Source organism: Chryseobacterium vrystaatense (assembly GCF_000737765.1).
Taxonomy (GTDB): Bacteria; Bacteroidota; Bacteroidia; order Flavobacteriales; family Weeksellaceae; genus Chryseobacterium; species Chryseobacterium vrystaatense.
In genome coordinates, this window is record NZ_JPRI01000012.1 from 229,857 (window position 1) to 247,937 (window position 18,081).

The 18,081-nt window shown below is 38.8% G+C and carries 10 protein-coding genes; 5 read left to right on the forward strand and 5 right to left on the reverse strand.

The annotated features are described in order from the left end of the window. Nucleotides 1-23: 23 nt before the first annotated feature. Nucleotides 24-6,137 carry an alpha-2-macroglobulin family protein gene (locus tag IW16_RS23350; RefSeq protein ID WP_034750468.1) on the forward strand — a complete coding sequence of 2,038 codons (6,114 nt, stop codon included), beginning with the start codon at nt 24-26 and terminating at the stop codon, nt 6,135-6,137. Between the two features lie 65 nt (nt 6,138-6,202). Here the strand turns inward: IW16_RS23350 and IW16_RS23355 are convergent, their stop codons facing one another. From IW16_RS23355 to IW16_RS23375, 5 genes are all read right to left on the reverse strand, one after another. Then, nucleotides 6,203-7,000, reverse strand: a complete 798-nt coding sequence (locus IW16_RS23355; RefSeq protein WP_034750471.1) for a hypothetical protein — start codon at nt 6,998-7,000, stop codon at nt 6,203-6,205. A gap of 79 nt (nt 7,001-7,079) precedes the next feature. Next, a complete protein-coding gene (locus IW16_RS23360; RefSeq protein ID WP_034750474.1) occupies nt 7,080-7,625 on the reverse strand; it encodes a hypothetical protein in 546 nt (181 codons plus the stop codon). A gap of 257 nt (nt 7,626-7,882) precedes the next feature. After that, nucleotides 7,883-8,716: a terpene synthase family protein gene (locus IW16_RS23365; protein ID WP_131327973.1), complete on the reverse strand. Its 834-nt coding sequence runs from the start codon at nt 8,714-8,716 to the stop codon at nt 7,883-7,885. Nucleotides 8,717-9,075: 359 nt separating this feature from the next. Beyond that, nucleotides 9,076-10,101 (reverse strand): terpene synthase family protein, encoded by a 1,026-nt coding sequence (locus IW16_RS23370; RefSeq protein ID WP_034750480.1) that lies wholly within the window; start codon nt 10,099-10,101, stop codon nt 9,076-9,078. 40 nt (nt 10,102-10,141) lie between these two features. Continuing rightward, on the reverse strand, nt 10,142-11,140 hold the full coding sequence (locus IW16_RS23375; protein WP_034750482.1) for a terpene synthase family protein: 999 nt from the start codon (nt 11,138-11,140) through the stop codon (nt 10,142-10,144). Between the two features lie 1,377 nt (nt 11,141-12,517). Between IW16_RS23375 and IW16_RS23380 the strand changes: the two genes are divergently transcribed. The 4 genes from IW16_RS23380 to IW16_RS23395 all read left to right on the forward strand — a co-directional run bounded on the left by IW16_RS23380 (nt 12,518) and on the right by IW16_RS23395 (nt 17,827). Continuing rightward, nucleotides 12,518-15,943: a DUF6443 domain-containing protein gene (locus IW16_RS23380; RefSeq protein ID WP_051890669.1), complete on the forward strand. Its 3,426-nt coding sequence runs from the start codon at nt 12,518-12,520 to the stop codon at nt 15,941-15,943. 10 nt (nt 15,944-15,953) lie between these two features. Then, nucleotides 15,954-16,307, forward strand: a complete 354-nt coding sequence (locus IW16_RS23385) for a hypothetical protein (protein WP_034730306.1) — start codon at nt 15,954-15,956, stop codon at nt 16,305-16,307. 288 nt (nt 16,308-16,595) lie between these two features. Further along, nucleotides 16,596-17,516 carry a DUF4329 domain-containing protein gene (locus IW16_RS25960; RefSeq protein WP_262485523.1) on the forward strand — a complete coding sequence of 307 codons (921 nt, stop codon included), beginning with the start codon at nt 16,596-16,598 and terminating at the stop codon, nt 17,514-17,516. Nucleotides 17,517-17,527: 11 nt separating this feature from the next. Continuing rightward, on the forward strand, nt 17,528-17,827 hold the full coding sequence (locus IW16_RS23395; RefSeq protein WP_034750486.1) for an NTF2 fold immunity protein: 300 nt from the start codon (nt 17,528-17,530) through the stop codon (nt 17,825-17,827). The last annotated feature ends 254 nt before the right edge of the window (nt 17,828-18,081 follow it).

An 18,081-nucleotide genomic window follows, 5' to 3' on the forward strand; every position in this document is an offset into this window, starting at 1 on the left:
TCCATTGTAAAAACTCAATTGCCATGAAATTTTCATTCAAAATACTTTATGCCCTTTCCTTCTGTATTTCAGGATTCATGATTTCCCAGATTCCTGTTCTGAAACCTGCAGAATCTTTAAAACCACGCTTAAAAGAAAAGATTCCCCCAACTCCCAAAATGACTTTCAGAGATTCTATTCAACAGGAAGTTTTGCGGGTCATGATAGACTCTTATGATTGGGATGAAGACCCTACAGATCCTGAAGATGACCTCATTCTGGTTCTCCGAAAAAAAATAACGGAATCAAAAGGATTACGCAAAACACTGTATCAATATTATCTTGCGAGTATGTACGCTTCCTACATCAGCGAATACACTGCAAGAATCAGAAAAAAAGATATTACCCCTCTTAAAAATCTCCCTGAGGACTATAAAACCTGGGCTGTGAATGATTTTTACAGAGAAGCCAACCAGCTTTACGGCCAGTCACTTTCCGATCGGCAGAATCTGCAGAACGAAAAAACGGAACTTTGGACTGACCTGGTGGAGGACGTGGAGTTTACAAAGTATAAACCTACCCTGTATGACCTTGTGAGCACCTCGTATCTGCAGTTTTTGGAGCGGCTGCCATTTGATTATGACGCAGCTGTTACGCAGAAAATAAAGGATCTCAAAAATGATATGATGCAGTTTCATGCTTATGACACAGATAAAACAGCCCTTATTTATCTTAAAAGTACACAGATTGAAGGAAGCGCAAAAAAACAGTCGGAGGAGCTGGAAGCATTGGCAGACGCTTTTCCGAAAGAACCGTTTTCCGCTTATCTTCTATTTCAGGCTGCAGATCTAGCCAGGCAGGAAAAATCAGAACACAATTTTTTAAATGCTCATCAACTCTGCCAAAAGGCCATTGATCATATTCCCCAATCACATTGGAGCACTCACTGTCAAAAAATGATCAATGAGCTGAATACTGATCTGCTGAGTGTTGAAATTCCTGACAGAAATCTTCCCGGTGAGTATATTCCGATGAAGACCATTCATAAAAATATGGATGAAATACAATTAACGCTAAGTAAAAGATCAGGCATAATAGACTTTGATAAAGAGCCTGTCTGGGATAAGTATGACGTTGAAGAAAAACTGATTGAGCATACTAATAATGAATTGGAAGAACAGAACTTTCGCACGGAAGTATTTTCACTGAAAAAATCTGATGAGTACAAACCTTATCAGACGCTGCTGGCCCTCCAACCTTTGGAGGAAGGACTGTACAGTCTTAAAGTTTCGTCCAAAAATGATGATGATTCTAAGATATTTGCAGTCTCGGATCTTTTTTACGTGAAGAGATTTGAAGATGATGCACAGGTAACCTTTCAGGCGATCAACTCCAAAACAGGAAAAAGCATTACTAATACCGGTTACATTATGTATCAGAATATCAATGAATATGAGGATAAACATAATGGAAAACGGGATAATAAAATCATCAGAACAGGAATTGGAACGACCGATCAGTCGGGAATGTTTTCGTTGCCAAAATCTAAAAACCGGGATTACGATGAAAGCATTATCTATTTTCCTCAACTGAAAAAATATTTTGTGATCGATCAAAATTACAATGAAATAAAAGATCGCAAAGGTGATAATGAGATCTCTGAAGAGCCTATTCTTAAGAACTTTATCATTTTTACAGACCGGGCTATCTACCGTCCCGGACAGAAAGTATTCTACAAAGGAATTCTTAAACAGGAGTATTACGGGAAAACAAAAATTCTTCCCAGGCAAAAAGTAGTGGTAAGGCTGATCAATGCTGTTTCTCAGGACGTTTCCAAAGCAGAAGCAGTAACCAACGAGTTTGGAAGTATTACAGGAACATTTACCCTTCCTACGGACGGATTTACAGGAGATTATTCGATTATCATGGAATCTGATCTGGGAGAAATCCTCGAAAAGAAGGAATATCCTAAGGCAAGTGGATTCCGATCTTTCAAAGTTGAAGAATATAAAAGACCTAAGTTTCGGGTCATCATTGATCCGGTAAAAGAAGCGCTTACATTGGGACAAAATGTCAATGTCCAGGCAAAAGCTGAGGCTTTTTCGGGAGCCAGTATTTCGGGGGCAGCAGTAAAATATGAAGTCAAAAGAAAGAGGATTTATTTCTGGAGATATTACGATGAGGAAGATCAGTACTCCCCTAACGAAAGCAACAGTGAAACAGAAGTCGCGCATGGAGAAACTACAACAGACAGCAACGGTCAGTTCAGTATTTCATTCAATGCAGAAGCGGCCGAACAGTCTAAAGGAAACAGAAGAAGTTATCAGTATTTTATTACAGCATATGTAACGGACATTAACGGAGAATCTCAAAGCAGTCAGTCTGTCGTTACTGTGGGTGATCTTAAAGCCCAAATCACTATTGAAAGTGCTGCAAGTATGCTCCAGAAAGACTGGACATCTCTGAAGATCAATGCCAGTAACCTCAATAATCAGAAAATTGAAGCCAAAGGAAATCTTACCATTACCCAACTGATTGGAGAAAATAAAATTCTCCTTCCGAAATTAAACAGTTTCTCCGTACATAGAGGATATAGCAGAGATGACAGAACAAACATTGTACCCTACCAATATTACGATAAAGAAGTTTTTGACAGCTATTTTCCATACATCAGTTATAACCTGAAAAGCAATCGTGAAAAACAGGAAAAAGGAAAAATTGTTTATTCGAAACCTTTCAATACTTCAGAAACAGAAGATATTATGCTCAACAAAAATCCGGAACCCGGAAAATATCTGGTAGAAGCGGAATCTGTTATCGATCGTGATACCATCAAAACCTTTAAAGTTATTGAGGTTCTTGACAATATTACGTTCAGAGACCAAACTCCTGTTTATTTCAGAGTACAGATGGACAAAGCCTCTTATAGAGTGGGCGAAAAAGCTACGGTGACCTTTTATTCTGATTTCGAAGAAGGCTTTGTGAATTACCGCTTCATCCGCAATAAAAAAGAGGAACTGTATCAGCAAATTGCCATGAAAAAGGGAATGGCTGAAATTACTTTTACAGTTACAGATACAGACCTGAAGAAAAAGTTATACCTCGACTACGACTTTATTCATGATAATGATTATTCGAGAGGTAATCTGGAGTTTGATATCAAAGAAAGCATTGACCGGAATCTGGAGATTAACACTCAGGTGTTCCGGGATAAAATTCAGCCGGGTGTTCCGGAAAAATGGATTTTAACCATCAAAGGGAAGGATAATGCGGAAGTACTGGCATCTATGTATGATGCCTCCCTGGATCAGTTTGCAAAAAACCAGTTTAACTTCAGTCATTATATCCCCAATAACTATGACCGGTATTATGGTTATGATTATTACAGTTCGTCAGGAAATGATTTTTTCAGACAGCTGGTCTCTACCAGCTCCTTTGATCTCAACAGCAATCAGAATCTATATCCTATTGATTCTGAAAATGCTTTCCCAGTTCCAAAGACCCCCCATTTTGAATATACAACGATTAAAAACCTGAGAAGATCATATGCATATGTAACGAATGCGTTACAAGGAGAAGTGAAAGGGCTAGCTATTGAGGAGGTTGTCGTGACGGGATTTTCTTCGAAAACTATTAAGAACACCAATTTAGTGTACATCGTTGACGGAAAATTGGTGGAAAGAAATATTCCGGAAGACGAAGTTGCAGAAGTTAAAAAGCTCGATCCATCTGAAGCTGTAGCTTTATATGGAGAGCGTGCTTCGGGAGGGGCATTTGTGATCACCTCAAAAAAAGCCATGAAGGATGAGCTTCTTAAAAATGTAAAGGCAAGAAACAACCTCGATGAAACCGCATTTTTTCTCCCAAATCTTTATACGGATGCAGAAGGAAATATCAAACTGGAGTTTACCTCACCGGAAGCACTTACCCAGTGGAAACTTATTCTGTTTGCCCACACCAAAGAGCTGAAAACAGGATCTGCAGAATTTTTAACCCAAACTCAAAAAGAACTGATGGTTACTCCCAATCCGCCAAGATTTTTGAGACAGGGCGATCAGATTCAGTTTTCGGCAAAAATTGATAACCTGTCGGATAAAGATCTTACCGGAGATATTATGCTTTATCTTTTCGATCCAAAAACTTCCAAACCGTTGGATTCTGCATTTGTGAATACCGGTTCGCTGAAAAAGCTGTCTGTTTCTGCCAAAGGATCAGCACAGGCGAGTTGGGATATCAAAGTTCCTTATGCTGTAGATCATGTTGCCTATAAAATTTTAGCCAAAACCAAAAATTATTCTGATGGTGAAGAAAATGTTCTCCCTGTACTTTCTGACCGAATGCTGGTGACAGAAACGATACCTATTTCCATTAAAGAAGGACAAAGCAAGACCTACACAATGGACGGCTTGCTGAACAATACTTCATCTTCAGCGGCTAATTTTAATTTAAGTGTAGAACTCACCTCCAATCCGTTATGGTTTGCCGTGATGTCTATCCCTTATCTGAGAACGTTCCCCCATGAATGTTCGGAGCAGCTATTCAGCAGGCTGTACGGGAATATGCTTTCTACGTATATCATGAATTCTTCTCCTAAAATCAAGGCGGTCTTTGATGAATGGAATGCTAAAGAAACTCCTTCCAATCCTTTAGAAACGAACGAAAAACTGAAATCGGTTCTCATTGGAGAAACTCCGTGGCTGAGCAGTATTAAAGATCAGAAAGAACAAATGCAGCAGCTTGCTCTGTTTTTTAATCTGAACAGAATGCAGAAAGATCTTAAAAAAGCACAGCGGGATCTTGTGGACCGACAGAATCCTGATGGTAGTTTTTCGTGGTTCCCGGGAGGAAATAAGGATAAAACCATCTCGGGACATATTCTTGCAGGTTTCGGAAAACTCAATATAATGCTCAAGGGTAAATCAGGTGATTATTTCACCGGTGAAATCAATAGGGTTATTAAAAAAAGCATCGATTATCTGGATAAAGAATATTATGATCAGCTTATTGAAGGTAAAAAACGAAGTGACCAACTGGATCTCAGTGATTATTCTTCTTACTTCTATTACCGAAGTTACTGGACCGGACAAAAGGAAATCCCTTCGGAACTGAAAAAAGTACTACAGACATTGGCTCAGACGTATGTAAGAGATTTTGATCAGTACAGTCTCTATCATCAGGCCATGATCACCACGTTCCTGCAAAGATACGGCTACAGAGATTTAGCGAAGAAGTGTGTTGCATCTCTTAAAAAATCGGCAAAAACTTCAGAGGAATATGGAATGTACTGGGAGAACAACAACTCAGGCTGGTACTGGTATCAGGCTCCTGTAGAAACACAGGCTATGCTGATTGAAGCTTTTGCAGAAACAGCACCTGAGGATGTAAACAGTGTAGAAGAAATGAAGGTGTGGCTTCTGAAAAGCAAACAGTCTGAAAGCTGGGGAACCACCAAATCTACCACAGAAGCCGTTTATGCATTGCTGAATTATGGAAAATCATGGATGGATTCAGACAAAGGAATCACGATGACATTAGGAAACGAAACTGTTTTACCTGAAAAGAATTCTTCGGAAACTTCAGGTGCCGGGTTCTTCAAAAAATCCTATTACTGGAAAGAAATCACTCCTGAAAAAGGAAAACTGGGTATCAAAAAATCAAGTCCCGGAGTAGCATGGGGCGGATTGTACCGGATGTATTATGAAAATATGGATAAGGTGACCGCTCACAATTCGTCTAATGTTTCTGTTGAAAAAAAGCTGTTCCTGAAAACATTTGTGGGGAATGAAAGTAAACTTCAGGAAATAACTGCGGAGCATCCTGTGCGTCTGGGTGATCTGGTTGTTGTAAGGCTGGTTGTGCGCACTGACCGCAATATGCAATACATTCATCTGAAAGATATGAGAGCGAGTGGTTTTGAGCCGGTGAATGTGCTTTCATCCTACAAATGGCAAAACGGAGCCGGATATTATGAAAGTACGAAAGATGCAGCGACCCATTTCTTTTTTAATGATCTTTTAAAAGGAACCTATGTTTTCGAATATGAGCTGAAAGCCAATAATGTCGGAGAGTTTTCAAACGGAATAACGTCTTTCCAGAATATGTATGCTCCTGCAATGAGTGCACACACCGAAGGAATGCGGGTAAGAATAGTAAAATAATAAGAGCAGGCCGGAGGAAATCACTAAAAGATACCTCCAGCCAATTCTTATTTAATAACAGGTGATTATTGTACAGACATCGTCGGATAGGCAGCAACATAAGTTTTCAACAGTTTTCCTTTGCTGGAATATTGAGAAACCTTATCTCCTTCGTTGGTAGATTTGATGATTTCATAACTCCCATCTCTGTTGATGACTTTCCTTTTGTCATCGCCATATCGGATCTCCTTAGTGATCAGTTTACCTTTTTCATCAAATTTTTCCTCCATCCAGGTGGCGCCTTTTTCAAGGTTCCTGCTGGTACTTCGGCTTTCTATGATATCGGTTTTGCCATAATAAAATGTTCGTGTTCCCTTTATATCGTCCTGAATATCCCAGCCGGACAGGTTCATTGATTTTGAATAGATTCTCTTCCCATCCTTTGATCTTGATTCACTTTTAAAATCTCCGTTTTCCTCAAATTCCTTTTCGTAGAAAATTCCCTGATCAAAATAGCTGGTCTCTAAAAGTTTACCGTTTATTTTTTTATCAATTTTCACGAGGATATCGTCTTTATACAAAGCCTTGGATTCGAGCGACCGATCCGGCATTTCAAAGCTCATTTCACCATCAATCTTACCTGAAGTGTTCACCTCGAATATTGATTTCAAACCTTCAGCACTGCGCCCTTCCTGATCCATCTGAACGATGTATTTTCCCGGAAACAGCGGTTTACCGTCTTTGTATTTTACATTTTGCGGTTCATGTTTTTCCATATCCTTTCCGATGCTGAAATCCTGCAGATCGCTTTGCTTAATGTTGGTTTGTGCATGGGCAAAGGCAGCAGCTGCGATGAGTGAAAGGCTGCATATTTTTATTCTCATAAGTGGTTATTCTGTTCGTTTTTTGTTCCGGTTAAGATAGGTCACTTTCTCCGGGAATAAGGCATTCCTTCAGCACTCTCTATTTTACCTTTTCCAAAAGATAGAGTTTAGCACCGGAAAACGCCAGTTTAGGCATCAGGTTTCCTTCCAGGACCATGGTTTTATTATTGACATCAATCACCGAAATATAATTATTGGAATTGTATTCTATATAGTTTTCCTTTTCTTTGGTGACAGGATTTTTTCCGAATTCCATGGAATATTTTACCCAGTCTTCTTTTTCAGAACTGCAGTGTACGGGTTTGAATTTGGATTTTTTAGCCTTGAAAACAATCTGATCAAAACTTTCCGTACAGTCTGACGTGGATGAGCTTTCGGGATTCTGGTCATTGGTAAAGTCTTCAAAAGAACCTTTGTAGGCTCCTACAACTTTCCAGGTACCATCCAGACGGTCTTCATCTATTTTGCCTTTGGCTTTGCTTACCGCCCAGCTGATTCCGTTAACGGTTCCTTTTACGGCTTTGTAGCTTACATTAACGGCTCCTTTTACGACTTTGGCTGCGGTAGAAACCACGCAGGAGTTGAGGATGAGAACAGCTGAGGCCAGGAAGATTAGTTTTTTCATATCATCACGTTTATTGTAAAGTACTAAGATAAGATTTTAAAAACACTACAGTCATTCTGCTCACAAAGATTTAAAAAAGCAGGCTTTTGAGACCTGCGTGTTATCAGTATCAATATTTTTTTATTCTATAAAAAAAACAGCAAAAACTTATGTCTCTGCTGTTTATGTGGGCCTGTAGAAGGATCGGATCTTTTTTAACAAAAATATTATGTGGAATAAGGATATCTCTTTCCTGCCATACCGGTATGCTCAATCCTTTAGATTTTCACGTCACTGCTAATTTCCGGCCAGGCAAAGCCTACTCCTCCATGTTTGTATCTTTCGGTTTCCAGATAAAAAGAATTCACTCCCTGAAGTCCGACTCCAGCGTAATAAACGAACTTGTCTACGTGCTCCTGGTATTCACCGAACTCACGATACTCAGCATGTAGGGCAAGTACTTTTTCCAACTCTTCATTATGGATGCGGAATGCCTGTGAGCAAGCATCCTCCAGTGAAAGATTATACTCCTGCTGCAACACAAAAACCAGATTAAAAACCTCTGTCCCTTTAGCCATTTCCTTTGGCAGAGAGTGAATGTCATTTTGCCATGCAACAACCAGGGTCATATGAGATATCATTTTTTGAACGACGATATGCTCAAAAATATGTTCAGGCAGAACAAGACCTGATTCAATTTCACCCAAAATCAGATAGGGGCGCATAAGAACAGAATATTCACGGATTGTTTTGAAAAGTGTGAGTGACGGTGGACGTTGTGCTATTTTATAAGGATACTCCAGTTCAATCCCATACCTGAAGGATTGATAAAAATAGTAAATAAAACGTTCAACCCAGATATCGGGCATCAAGGCACGAAATTCATCTCTTATCAACGCCATATGCTGATAGAGGGCATTTTCCTCCTGTTTTGGCTGAGCGCCCCTGAGGATGTCTACGCAACGAGTCCGTAACTGCTGGATTTCCTCCAGAGACGAATGCTCCACCTGATCATCGAGAGCAACGTACTGAAGCATAAACCTGTTGCAGGGAATAGTCTGTTCATAGGTTAGGTCTGGCCACATACGGGCTGTACACCTATGCAGCTTCATTTTTTTGTATATTGTGCGTTGTTTTTCTGTTAGGAAAGTGTAGTCATTGTCAATCCACCCATCCATATCTTTTCCCATCTGTTCTACATGCGGGTTGATAAGGTCAGGCCATGGATAATGCCCACCTGGCAGATAATCTTTTGAATGATATTCTTCTGGTTTCATTTTGCTGAAGGTTTAAGTTTGTTAATGATAGGATAGCTTATACTAATGCCCAGAACGTCTAAATAATTGCTGGGCAGTTCAGGTGTTTTCATGGTGTTGTTGCCTATTGATTTCTGATAGGTATTCTGTTGATTTAAATAATCGGATAACATCTAATCGATCAATCACAAAGGGTTATTAAAAGAGAAGAGCAGTTATTTCTGTACAAAAATACTGTGCGGAATAAGGATGTCATCCCCTTCCCTTCCATACTGTGGTACAATAAAACCTTTGGGTTCATAGCGGTTGGTACCGGAATTATAATACCAGTTGGCACAGCCGCTGATCTGGAGTTTGATATGATAGACATGATCATATGCCAGATCCTGAAAATCGCCAAAATCCGGGAGAGACTGATGCAGATCATTCAGCTCCTGTCCATAGGCATCATGCAGTCTCATCGCTTCTGTACAGGCTTCCTGATAGGAAAGATCATAGTGATGGCTTAAAATAAAGATGATATTCAGGCTTTCACTTTCTATTTCAAGCTCTTTTTTCAGAGAGGCAAAATCGTTCTGAATCACAATAATAAGAGAAAGCAGTTCTCTGCAGCGCTGTAAAATAGGATGATTGTAAATATGAACGGGTAATGGCGAGTTTGTAGCAGGATCAATCAGATCGCCGTAAGGCCACATCCCGATAGAATATTTCCTGAAACTGAGATAGTGCGGAAGTAAAGGATAAGTTCTTTTTTCAGCTTGTTTAAAAGGAATTTCTTCCAGCATACCATAGATGATAAATTCATAAAAATTGATGGCTACTCTGTCTATCCAGAAACGCGGCATGAATGTTTCCCATTCTTTTCTTGCCTGTGCCATCTGCCGGAGAATACCAATCTCATCCGGACGGGGATCCTCCCCCATCATTACTTCATAGACCCGGTCTGCCATTTCTCTCAGTTCTTTAGCAGGAGTCATCCCGAAATAATCATCAAAAAGCGTGATATAGATCATCAGTCTGGCACAGGGACGCATGCGTTCTATGCTGTCACAGGTAGGGTTCATGTACGTGGCGACGCGGGACAGGAACTGGGGTTTACATCGTTTGATTCCTTCTTCGGAAATGAATGTATAGTCATTGTCGTACCAATCCTTTTCTTCATCATCAAAGGCATTGGCAATAGGGCTGTTCACGGTGGGCCAGGGGTAATAGCATTTAGGAACAATTAATTCTTCTCTCATAATTTTATTTTTATTAATCGGTTAAAAGTGTTAACAGATATTACATCTGATTCAGTTTTTCTTTCAGCTCTTTGGCTTCCGGAAAATCCATCGCGTTGTAACGGCCCAGTTTGGTTGAGATATTCTTCCACCCGCTGAGTACCATACTCATATAATGTACCCAGTTGACCACCGCATCCTGCCAGATCCCGAAATCAGGCAGAGAGGCCTGAAGGGCTACAAATTCTTTAAGGTCTTCATTGTGAAGGCGCAGATCTTTGAGGCAGGCATCTTCCAGAGAGATCTGGCGTTCGTGCTGAATGACCTTTACAATATTGTAGTAAACACTGTCGGTCGCTTCATCTTTTACTACAGACTGTACTTCGTTGAAGTAGGTAACGAGATGACAGGCCAATGTCTGCAGACGGCAGATCACAGGATGTTCATGAATTTCAGGCGGCAGAACGATCCCTGTTTCCACTTCTGTAAGCTGCAGGAAAGGATACAGACAGATAGAATTCTCTCTCAGTGCAATACATTCTGCGATGGTGGGAAACATTTTTTTCTCTTTGTAGATGAGTTCGGTTTCCAGCCCGGTAAAATACCTGCTGATCATTTTTGTAAATCTGGCGATCGATTCCTGAGGAATAAACTCAAGCAGCTCCTGTCTGAGTGAAGCAAGCATAGAAGCTAAAGGTATTGTAGATTCTGCTGCGCTTATTTCTCCATTCAGAACGGCTATCGACTGAGCATGAATGTTTTTAATGTCACCCGATACACTTTCCTCATACAGGTCATCATTGTAGAGCGTCCACAGCATCAGTCTGCAGATGGGTTTAAACCGTTCAGGTGATGCTGTAGGAAACCATTGGGCGGCAATATGGGCCGTTTTGGTTTTCTTGTACTTTTTGCGGAGATCCGGATTCTGTTCGTACAGCCACAGATACTCTCCGTCGATCCACTGATTTTCCGTAATCTCCTGCAGCTGGTCTGCATTAGGATTCTTTAAGGTCGGGAACGGGTAATTAAATTGTTTGTTAAGCAGTTCAAGTGTGTTCATGGTTTTTATCGTTTTTTAATTTCACATTGAGATTCTGTTGATTTATAGTATTGGGTTAGAACGTTCTGATGAATGGAGGATCAAATCAACACGCCGCAGAAATCGACTAAAAAGAAGAATTTATGTCTGTCAGTGTTGTCCAATTCCCTACCCCGCTTCATTTTTTTTAAGTTCTGTGCCATAGGTTGTATAGAAAATCGTTTTACATATTCCAATCCCAACCTTTTCATTATTAAGAAGTATTCTTCTGATAACAGGTGGTAAGCAGGAAAGATGAATTGATATTTCTATAGGAATAGGCAGAGTAATAGGATAATCATGAATATCCTTGTATTATCATCTCATTTTGGAGAAAATTTTTCATGTATTTCGTTTTTATGGTTAAAGTTTTTATCGTACTGATTTACAATAATGAAAATAGAAAAAAATAACATACCATTCAATTTTATTTCACACAATATTGAATTCACACATGATAACATTCTGATAACTTAGTATTTATAGGCTATTTTAAACAAATAAAATATTAAAATAAAGTTCAAAACACTATTTTTTTGCCTTTTAATATCTATTTACCACGCGATTGTTTAGCAAAAAAGAGCTTAGATTATACAAAATCAATCAATCTTCTGGAGAAATCGTTCTATAGCTTCTGATTTTCAACAGCTTGAAAATTATCTGCAGATTCTGAACGTGGTCCACGTAGTTTTAACTCATCATGAAATTATAACCAGAGTTATAGAATCCATAATCAAAGTCACCATCTATTGAAATAATATTTACTTTCATTTGTTATCATAAAAACAAAGGTTCCTATTCAGTGAATCCCTCTTCTGTGAGCAGGAACCTGTTTCTAATTGAACAGCTTAAAACCAAATGTCTATGAAAGAAAATACCCCGGTACCCTACCCGTACACCTCGCCATATGTGTACATGTGCATAACAAATTCTACCACAAAAACATGAGTTCAGGAGACGCTAGATCTGTTTTACCTTATTCTGAATTTTCCAGAATGCTTCTCTCTTCACAATAACTGAACATTTTAACCCTTTCACACTGAGATACAACAAGATGTATTTAAATCCAAATCATTATAAAAATGAATGAACCTGACAATACTATTGTTTTTGATGAAAGTATTTCATCTTGAAACTTGACTTTAATAATGTTTTTCACTTAGGATAATGAAGTGGAAATAAGTACTAGATTATTTAAATAAAAGCTCAATTATGATGACAAAAAATGATGTATGCATATTGTTTTTACATCCCGCAATATGTACAAATTCTCAGGTGAAAATAAGAGAACAAAACAGTAAAGTAAATCTCATTGAGAAAACAGTTCAGTTAGTATTTTAAATTATAAAAACACCCATTATGAAAAATCAATTAATCCTAAATGTAGGGCTTATTCTCTTTTTTCTGAATGCTGTAACCCTTAATGCACAGACTCCAACAGAAAATTACATCCAAGCTAAAACCTATCTCGATTATGATGCATCGGGACAGCCCACAAAAACAGCTGAAACCGTTGAGTATTTCGATGGTTTGGGAAGACCAAAACAGGTGGTGAATGTAAAAGCTTCTCCGCTTGGAAAAGATGTGGTTACTCACATCGAATATGATGGATTTGGAAGACAGACCAAAGAGTTCCTTCCCATTCCTCAGGCGGGAACGCAAAATGGAAGCATCTACGGTTTTCCTTTGGGAAATGCTTCTGCAATCTATGGTTCAGAAAAGATCTTCTCCGAAAAAGTACTGGAGAACTCTCCATTGGATAGAATCCTTTCACAAAAACAGGTTGGAAATGCCTGGAATGATAAACCTGTGGCTTTTGGCTATGATGCGGTTACCACAGCGGATGCGGTCAAGAAGTTCTCTACCTCTACCACATGGGAAAACGGAGCCACTAAAAGCATTCCTTCCAATAATGGAATCTATCTGGACGGACAGCTGTATAAAAATACAGTTACCGATGAAGACGGAAACAAAACCATTGAGTTCACCAATGGTAGAGGCAAGCTGATCCTGCTGAGAAAAGTGGTCAGTGCTTCGGAAAATGCAGATACGTATTATGTATACAATGAGTACGATCAGCTGGCCTTCATTGTCCCGCCTCTACTGTCTAAAATCCACAGCTGGAACCAGACAGATCAGGATAATCTGGCCTATGAATACCGCTACGACGGCAGAAACCGTCCTGTAGAAAAAAAACTTCCCGGTAAAGGCTGGGAATATATGGTGTATGATAAAGCAGACAGGCTGATTCTTACTCAGGATGCCAATATGAGGCTTTCAGGTACCTGGCATATGACTAAATATGACCAGTTTGGAAGAGTAGCTTATACAGGAACACTAAAAGATAGCAGCAGCAGGAGTAATCTGCAGAATCAGATCGCTAACCTCATTATTTATGATGCACGCGATCAGACAGGGATTGTAAGAAATGGAATTACACTGTATTACACGAATGTGTATTTCAGTGTGGATACTCTTTTGTCTGTGAACTATTACGACACCTATCCTCAGGGGTATGCATTCAATCCTCCTTTTCCATCTGCCATCCTGGGAGAGCCTGTTCTTACGGGAAATGTATCCGATGGGAAAAGCACCAAAGGACTTCCGGTGATGAGCTTCATCAAGAATATTGAAGACAACAGCTGGACCAGGAATTACACCTATTACGATACGAGAGGACGTGTGGTGGGCACCTATTCTATTAATCATCTGGGTGGCTGTACCCAAACGGAATCTAAACTTGACTTTGCGGGTATTGCGCAAACTGTGGTCACCAGGCATAAAAGACTGGCTTCTGATCCTGAAAAAGTAATTACCGAAAACTTTACCTACGACCACCAGAACAGGCTTCTGAAACATTACCATAAGGTAGACCAGCTTCCTCAGGAACTCCTTGCTGACAATACCTATAATGAGATCGGACAGCTGGTGAATAAGAAGACGGGAAATACTTCGGGAACTCCCCTGCAGTCTGTAGATTATCAGTACAACATCAGGGGGTGGCTCACGAAAGTGAATAATCCTGCGGATCTGGGCGATAAGCTTTTTGGCTATGCGCTGAAATATGAAAACCCGGAACATGCTGTGGATGCGCCCGCCAAATACAACGGCAACATTTCTGAATTTGACTGGAGAACTTCCACCGGAAATTTTCTCAGAAGATACGCGTATAAGTATGACGCATTGAACAGACTGAAAGAGGCTTCTTACCGCGAACCCACTGCAACCCTACCGGTAAATGACGGATACAGCGAGTTGCTGACCTATGATCTGAACGGCAATATCCAGACACTGAAAAGGTTTCAGGCGCTGAACAATATCCCGATCCTGATTGATGACCTGAAATACAAACTGTACGAAGGCAACAGGCTGAAGCTGGTCATCGATAACAGCGGCAACAGTTCCGGTTATTCCGGATGGGGAAATATGATGAGCTATGACCTGAACGGGAATATGACCAATCATATCGATAAGGGGATTAAGAAGATCGGGTATAATTATCTGAATCTTCCGCAAACGGTCCTGTTTGGCGGTAAAGATAAATTGCAGTTCGTCTACCGGGCAGATGGAATCAAGCTGAAGAAAGCATTTACCTATGTTGTTCCGCAAACAGGAATGATCCTGACCAAGAATACCGATTATCTGGATGGGTTTCAGTATGAACAGGAACCCGGAGGGATGCCTCCCCTGCTTCAGTTTTTCCCAACAGCAGAAGGATATTACGATTTTCAGAAAAAAAGGTATATTTATCATTACCAAGATCATGTAGGCAACATCAGGCTGGCGTATTACCGCGGAAGCAATAATGAGGCTATCATAGACCGGGAAACGAATTACTACCCTTTTGGGATGGAGTATGAAGGTTTTCAGGGAGTAAATACTCAATTACAAAGCTATACTTATGGGTACAATGGGAAAGAAAAGCAAAAGGAAACAGGGTGGAATGACTATGGAGCAAGAATGTATATGGCTGACCTGGGAAGATGGGGAGTTGTAGATCCGTTAGCGGAAACTTCAAGAAGATGGAGTACATATACTTATGCGTATAACAATCCTATTCGATTTATTGACCCAGATGGCATGCAAAATTATGATGTTATAATGTCAGGGAATCTTAAAGATAAAGCATTTGAACAACTTCAAGCAAAAGCAGGCAATCTTGATTTACAAATGAATTCAAAAGGAAAAGTTACTGCAAGTATTAAAAATGGTGCGACAGCAACAGCGGCTGAACTAAAATTATTGGAAGCAACAGTTGATTCTTCTGTTATGGTTAATTTAGACGCAACAAGTGCAAATAGTATTGATAATACACCGCTTTTCGGGGGGGCTTTTGGTGGAAGTGAAATAGATGATAATGGTATTGTTCAAACAAATCAAATTATGAATCCTAATCAAGCAGAAATAATTGAAAATGCTATTGGAAGGCCTAAAGGAGGAACAGTGTTACATGAAATACTTGAGTCTTATATCGCTGGAAAAAATAATCCCGGAGCACCTGGGTTTGGAATTGGAGGGGATTTGAGTGAAAAGCCATATCTTGATGCACATAATGCAGCAAACAAATTAGATCCTTCGCATAAAAATTATACCATATCACAGACCACAGACTCGGTGGATGTGATTATCGGAGGTACTAAATTTGGAACAGTGACGAGTTATATCAATGTAACAAAAACAACACCGCTAATTAAAAGCAATGGAGAACCACATAGGAGAAAGACGGTGACAAGCGTTACTAAAGTTCCTGTTGCAACGGCAAAAGACGTAAGAATAAGAAATTAAAAATAATAAAATGAAAAAAATAATGTTTATTCTGATGCTCATTTTAACTTCATTTCTTTATGCTCAACAAGAAAATGAAGTAAGAATTAAAAAAATAATTGAATTTGAAAAATCTTATGTTTTTAAATTTAAAAATTTGAAGACAAGAAAGATAGATTACTTCTTTTCTTATAAAAAAGATACTTGTGATAATGGTGTAAAAATATATAAGGGTAAAAAATACAATATTATGATGTTTCGAATTACTATTCCTCATCAAAATGATGGAAATACTTACATGATGGGTGTGGACGATTTTATTCTTCCTTCAGGTCACAAATTGTATTTTTCCGAATATGTCAGAGGTTTGTATGTTTGTCAATAATGAGATATGGTAGGTGGTAATCAGAGTAATGTTCGAAAGTTATTGATTGGATAGTTTATATAATTAACTTATAGAAAATCAATTCTAAAATTGAAATAGCGAGGGTGGGCTATCCTGCTCTTGCTTATTTTAGTGACTAAAAACGATCCTAAATGATTGAAGATCATTCCTCGTGTATCAAAATTAGTGATACGGGATTTTCATAAATAAAGATATATCTATAACTATGAAGATCATGTAGGGAATATAAGGCTTGCTTATTATAAAGGAAGCAACAATGAAGCAGTAATAGACAGAGAAACCCATTACTACCCTTTTGGAATGGAGTATGAAGGTTTTCAGGGGGCAAATTCCCAGCTGCCAAGCTACAAATACGGTTTTCAGGGGCAGGAAAAACAGCAGGAAACAGGTTGGAGTTCTTTTAAATGGAGAAATTATGATCCTGCAATGGGAAGATTTTTTAATATTGATCCGCTTGCTGAAAAATATAACATGTGGGCTCCATATGTGTTTAGTGGGAATAGAGTAATTGATGCAAGAGAGTTAGAAGGGTTAGAACCTCACGTATTATTTAATACCAGAGAAAAAGCTGCTGCAAATTTTGGTCAACAATATAATGGGAAATCTATCCTTCAAAAACGAGAATATGCAGCATTGATTTACGTACGAGTTGTTGATGATAAAAAATATTATGCATATAATACACCTGAAAAAGGAGAAGCTCACGGAGTGCCGCAAGGTGTAAGCGGAAAGGCCCCTAAAGGATCAACTCCAACAGCTTGGATTCATACTCACGGCAATGATGATTATGGTAATGCAGGAAATTACAACGATCAAAATTTTTTTGGTGAGGATGGTGATAAAGGTTACTCAAGAGCTTTAGGTTTAGATGCTTTTCTTGTTACACCAGAAGGCTCACTAAAATATTATGATTTAAGTTCTGGAACAGAAAAAACATTAAGAACCGATATGCCCAGTGATCCAAATAATCAGACACCTCGAACAAATAATATAGATCCAATATTAAATCCTAATCCTTCATCCGGAGATTACAGACCAAAACCAAAACCGTTTCCTAATTTAGAACCCATTCCTGTTGATCGTCCCAAGCCTGTTTTAGATGGAGGATTAAAGTCAATAGACGATATGAACAAAAGAAAAGAACAAAATCCATTAATAAATCGAACCAAATTACCTAATCATCAATAATTTATATTAAAATGAAATATTATATTTTTATATTACTTATCTTACTCTTTGGTTGTGAAAAAAGAGTGTCTTATAATAGTAAGGATCATATTACTGATAAAGAAGTTGCTATTGCCATAGCAGAAAATAAATGGAAAGAAGTTTACGGGAAATCAGCAGTAAATAAGCAAAAACCTTTTGTTGCAGAACAGAAAAATGATACAATTTGGATAGTTCATGGAACATTTCCCAAACCAACAATAGGAGGTGTTGCTTATGCAGAAATAAACATAAGAACAAAGAAAGTAATTAAATATACTCATGGAGAATAAGCTGTTTAAATGTCTATTAATAGTAGCTACCTCGCCGCCGTACGAATCCTTTCGTATGGTTAAGTAATAATAACAAACCACTGCAATTGCAGTGGTTTGTTATTATTACTTATAGTTCAACTATTTTCTCTAGTTGATTAAATGTACATTGTATATTTTCAGATCTAGTGTTTGCTATTGATCCATCATGAAAAGTATTTGAAGAGCTTCTGCTTTAATTTTTTAATACTTCAGGAATTGTTTAACCTTAATAT

Excerpts from the sequence above, each read along its gene's own strand:
- IW16_RS23350 (WP_034750468.1), top strand. The coding sequence starts at position 24 with ATGAAATTTTCATTCAAAATACTTTATGCCCTTTCCTTCTGTATTTCA.
- IW16_RS23355 (WP_034750471.1), bottom strand. The coding sequence starts at position 7,000 with ATGAGAATAAAAATATGCAGCCTTTCACTCATCGCAGCTGCTGCCTTT.
- IW16_RS23360 (WP_034750474.1), bottom strand. The coding sequence starts at position 7,625 with ATGAAAAAACTAATCTTCCTGGCCTCAGCTGTTCTCATCCTCAACTCC.
- IW16_RS23365 (WP_131327973.1), bottom strand. The coding sequence starts at position 8,716 with ATGAAGCTGCATAGGTGTACAGCCCGTATGTGGCCAGACCTAACCTAT.
- IW16_RS23370 (WP_034750480.1), bottom strand. The coding sequence starts at position 10,101 with ATGAGAGAAGAATTAATTGTTCCTAAATGCTATTACCCCTGGCCCACC.
- IW16_RS23375 (WP_034750482.1), bottom strand. The coding sequence starts at position 11,140 with ATGAACACACTTGAACTGCTTAACAAACAATTTAATTACCCGTTCCCG.
- IW16_RS23380 (WP_051890669.1), top strand. The coding sequence starts at position 12,518 with ATGAAAAATCAATTAATCCTAAATGTAGGGCTTATTCTCTTTTTTCTG.
- IW16_RS23385 (WP_034730306.1), top strand. The coding sequence starts at position 15,954 with ATGAAAAAAATAATGTTTATTCTGATGCTCATTTTAACTTCATTTCTT.
- IW16_RS23395 (WP_034750486.1), top strand. The coding sequence starts at position 17,528 with ATGAAATATTATATTTTTATATTACTTATCTTACTCTTTGGTTGTGAA.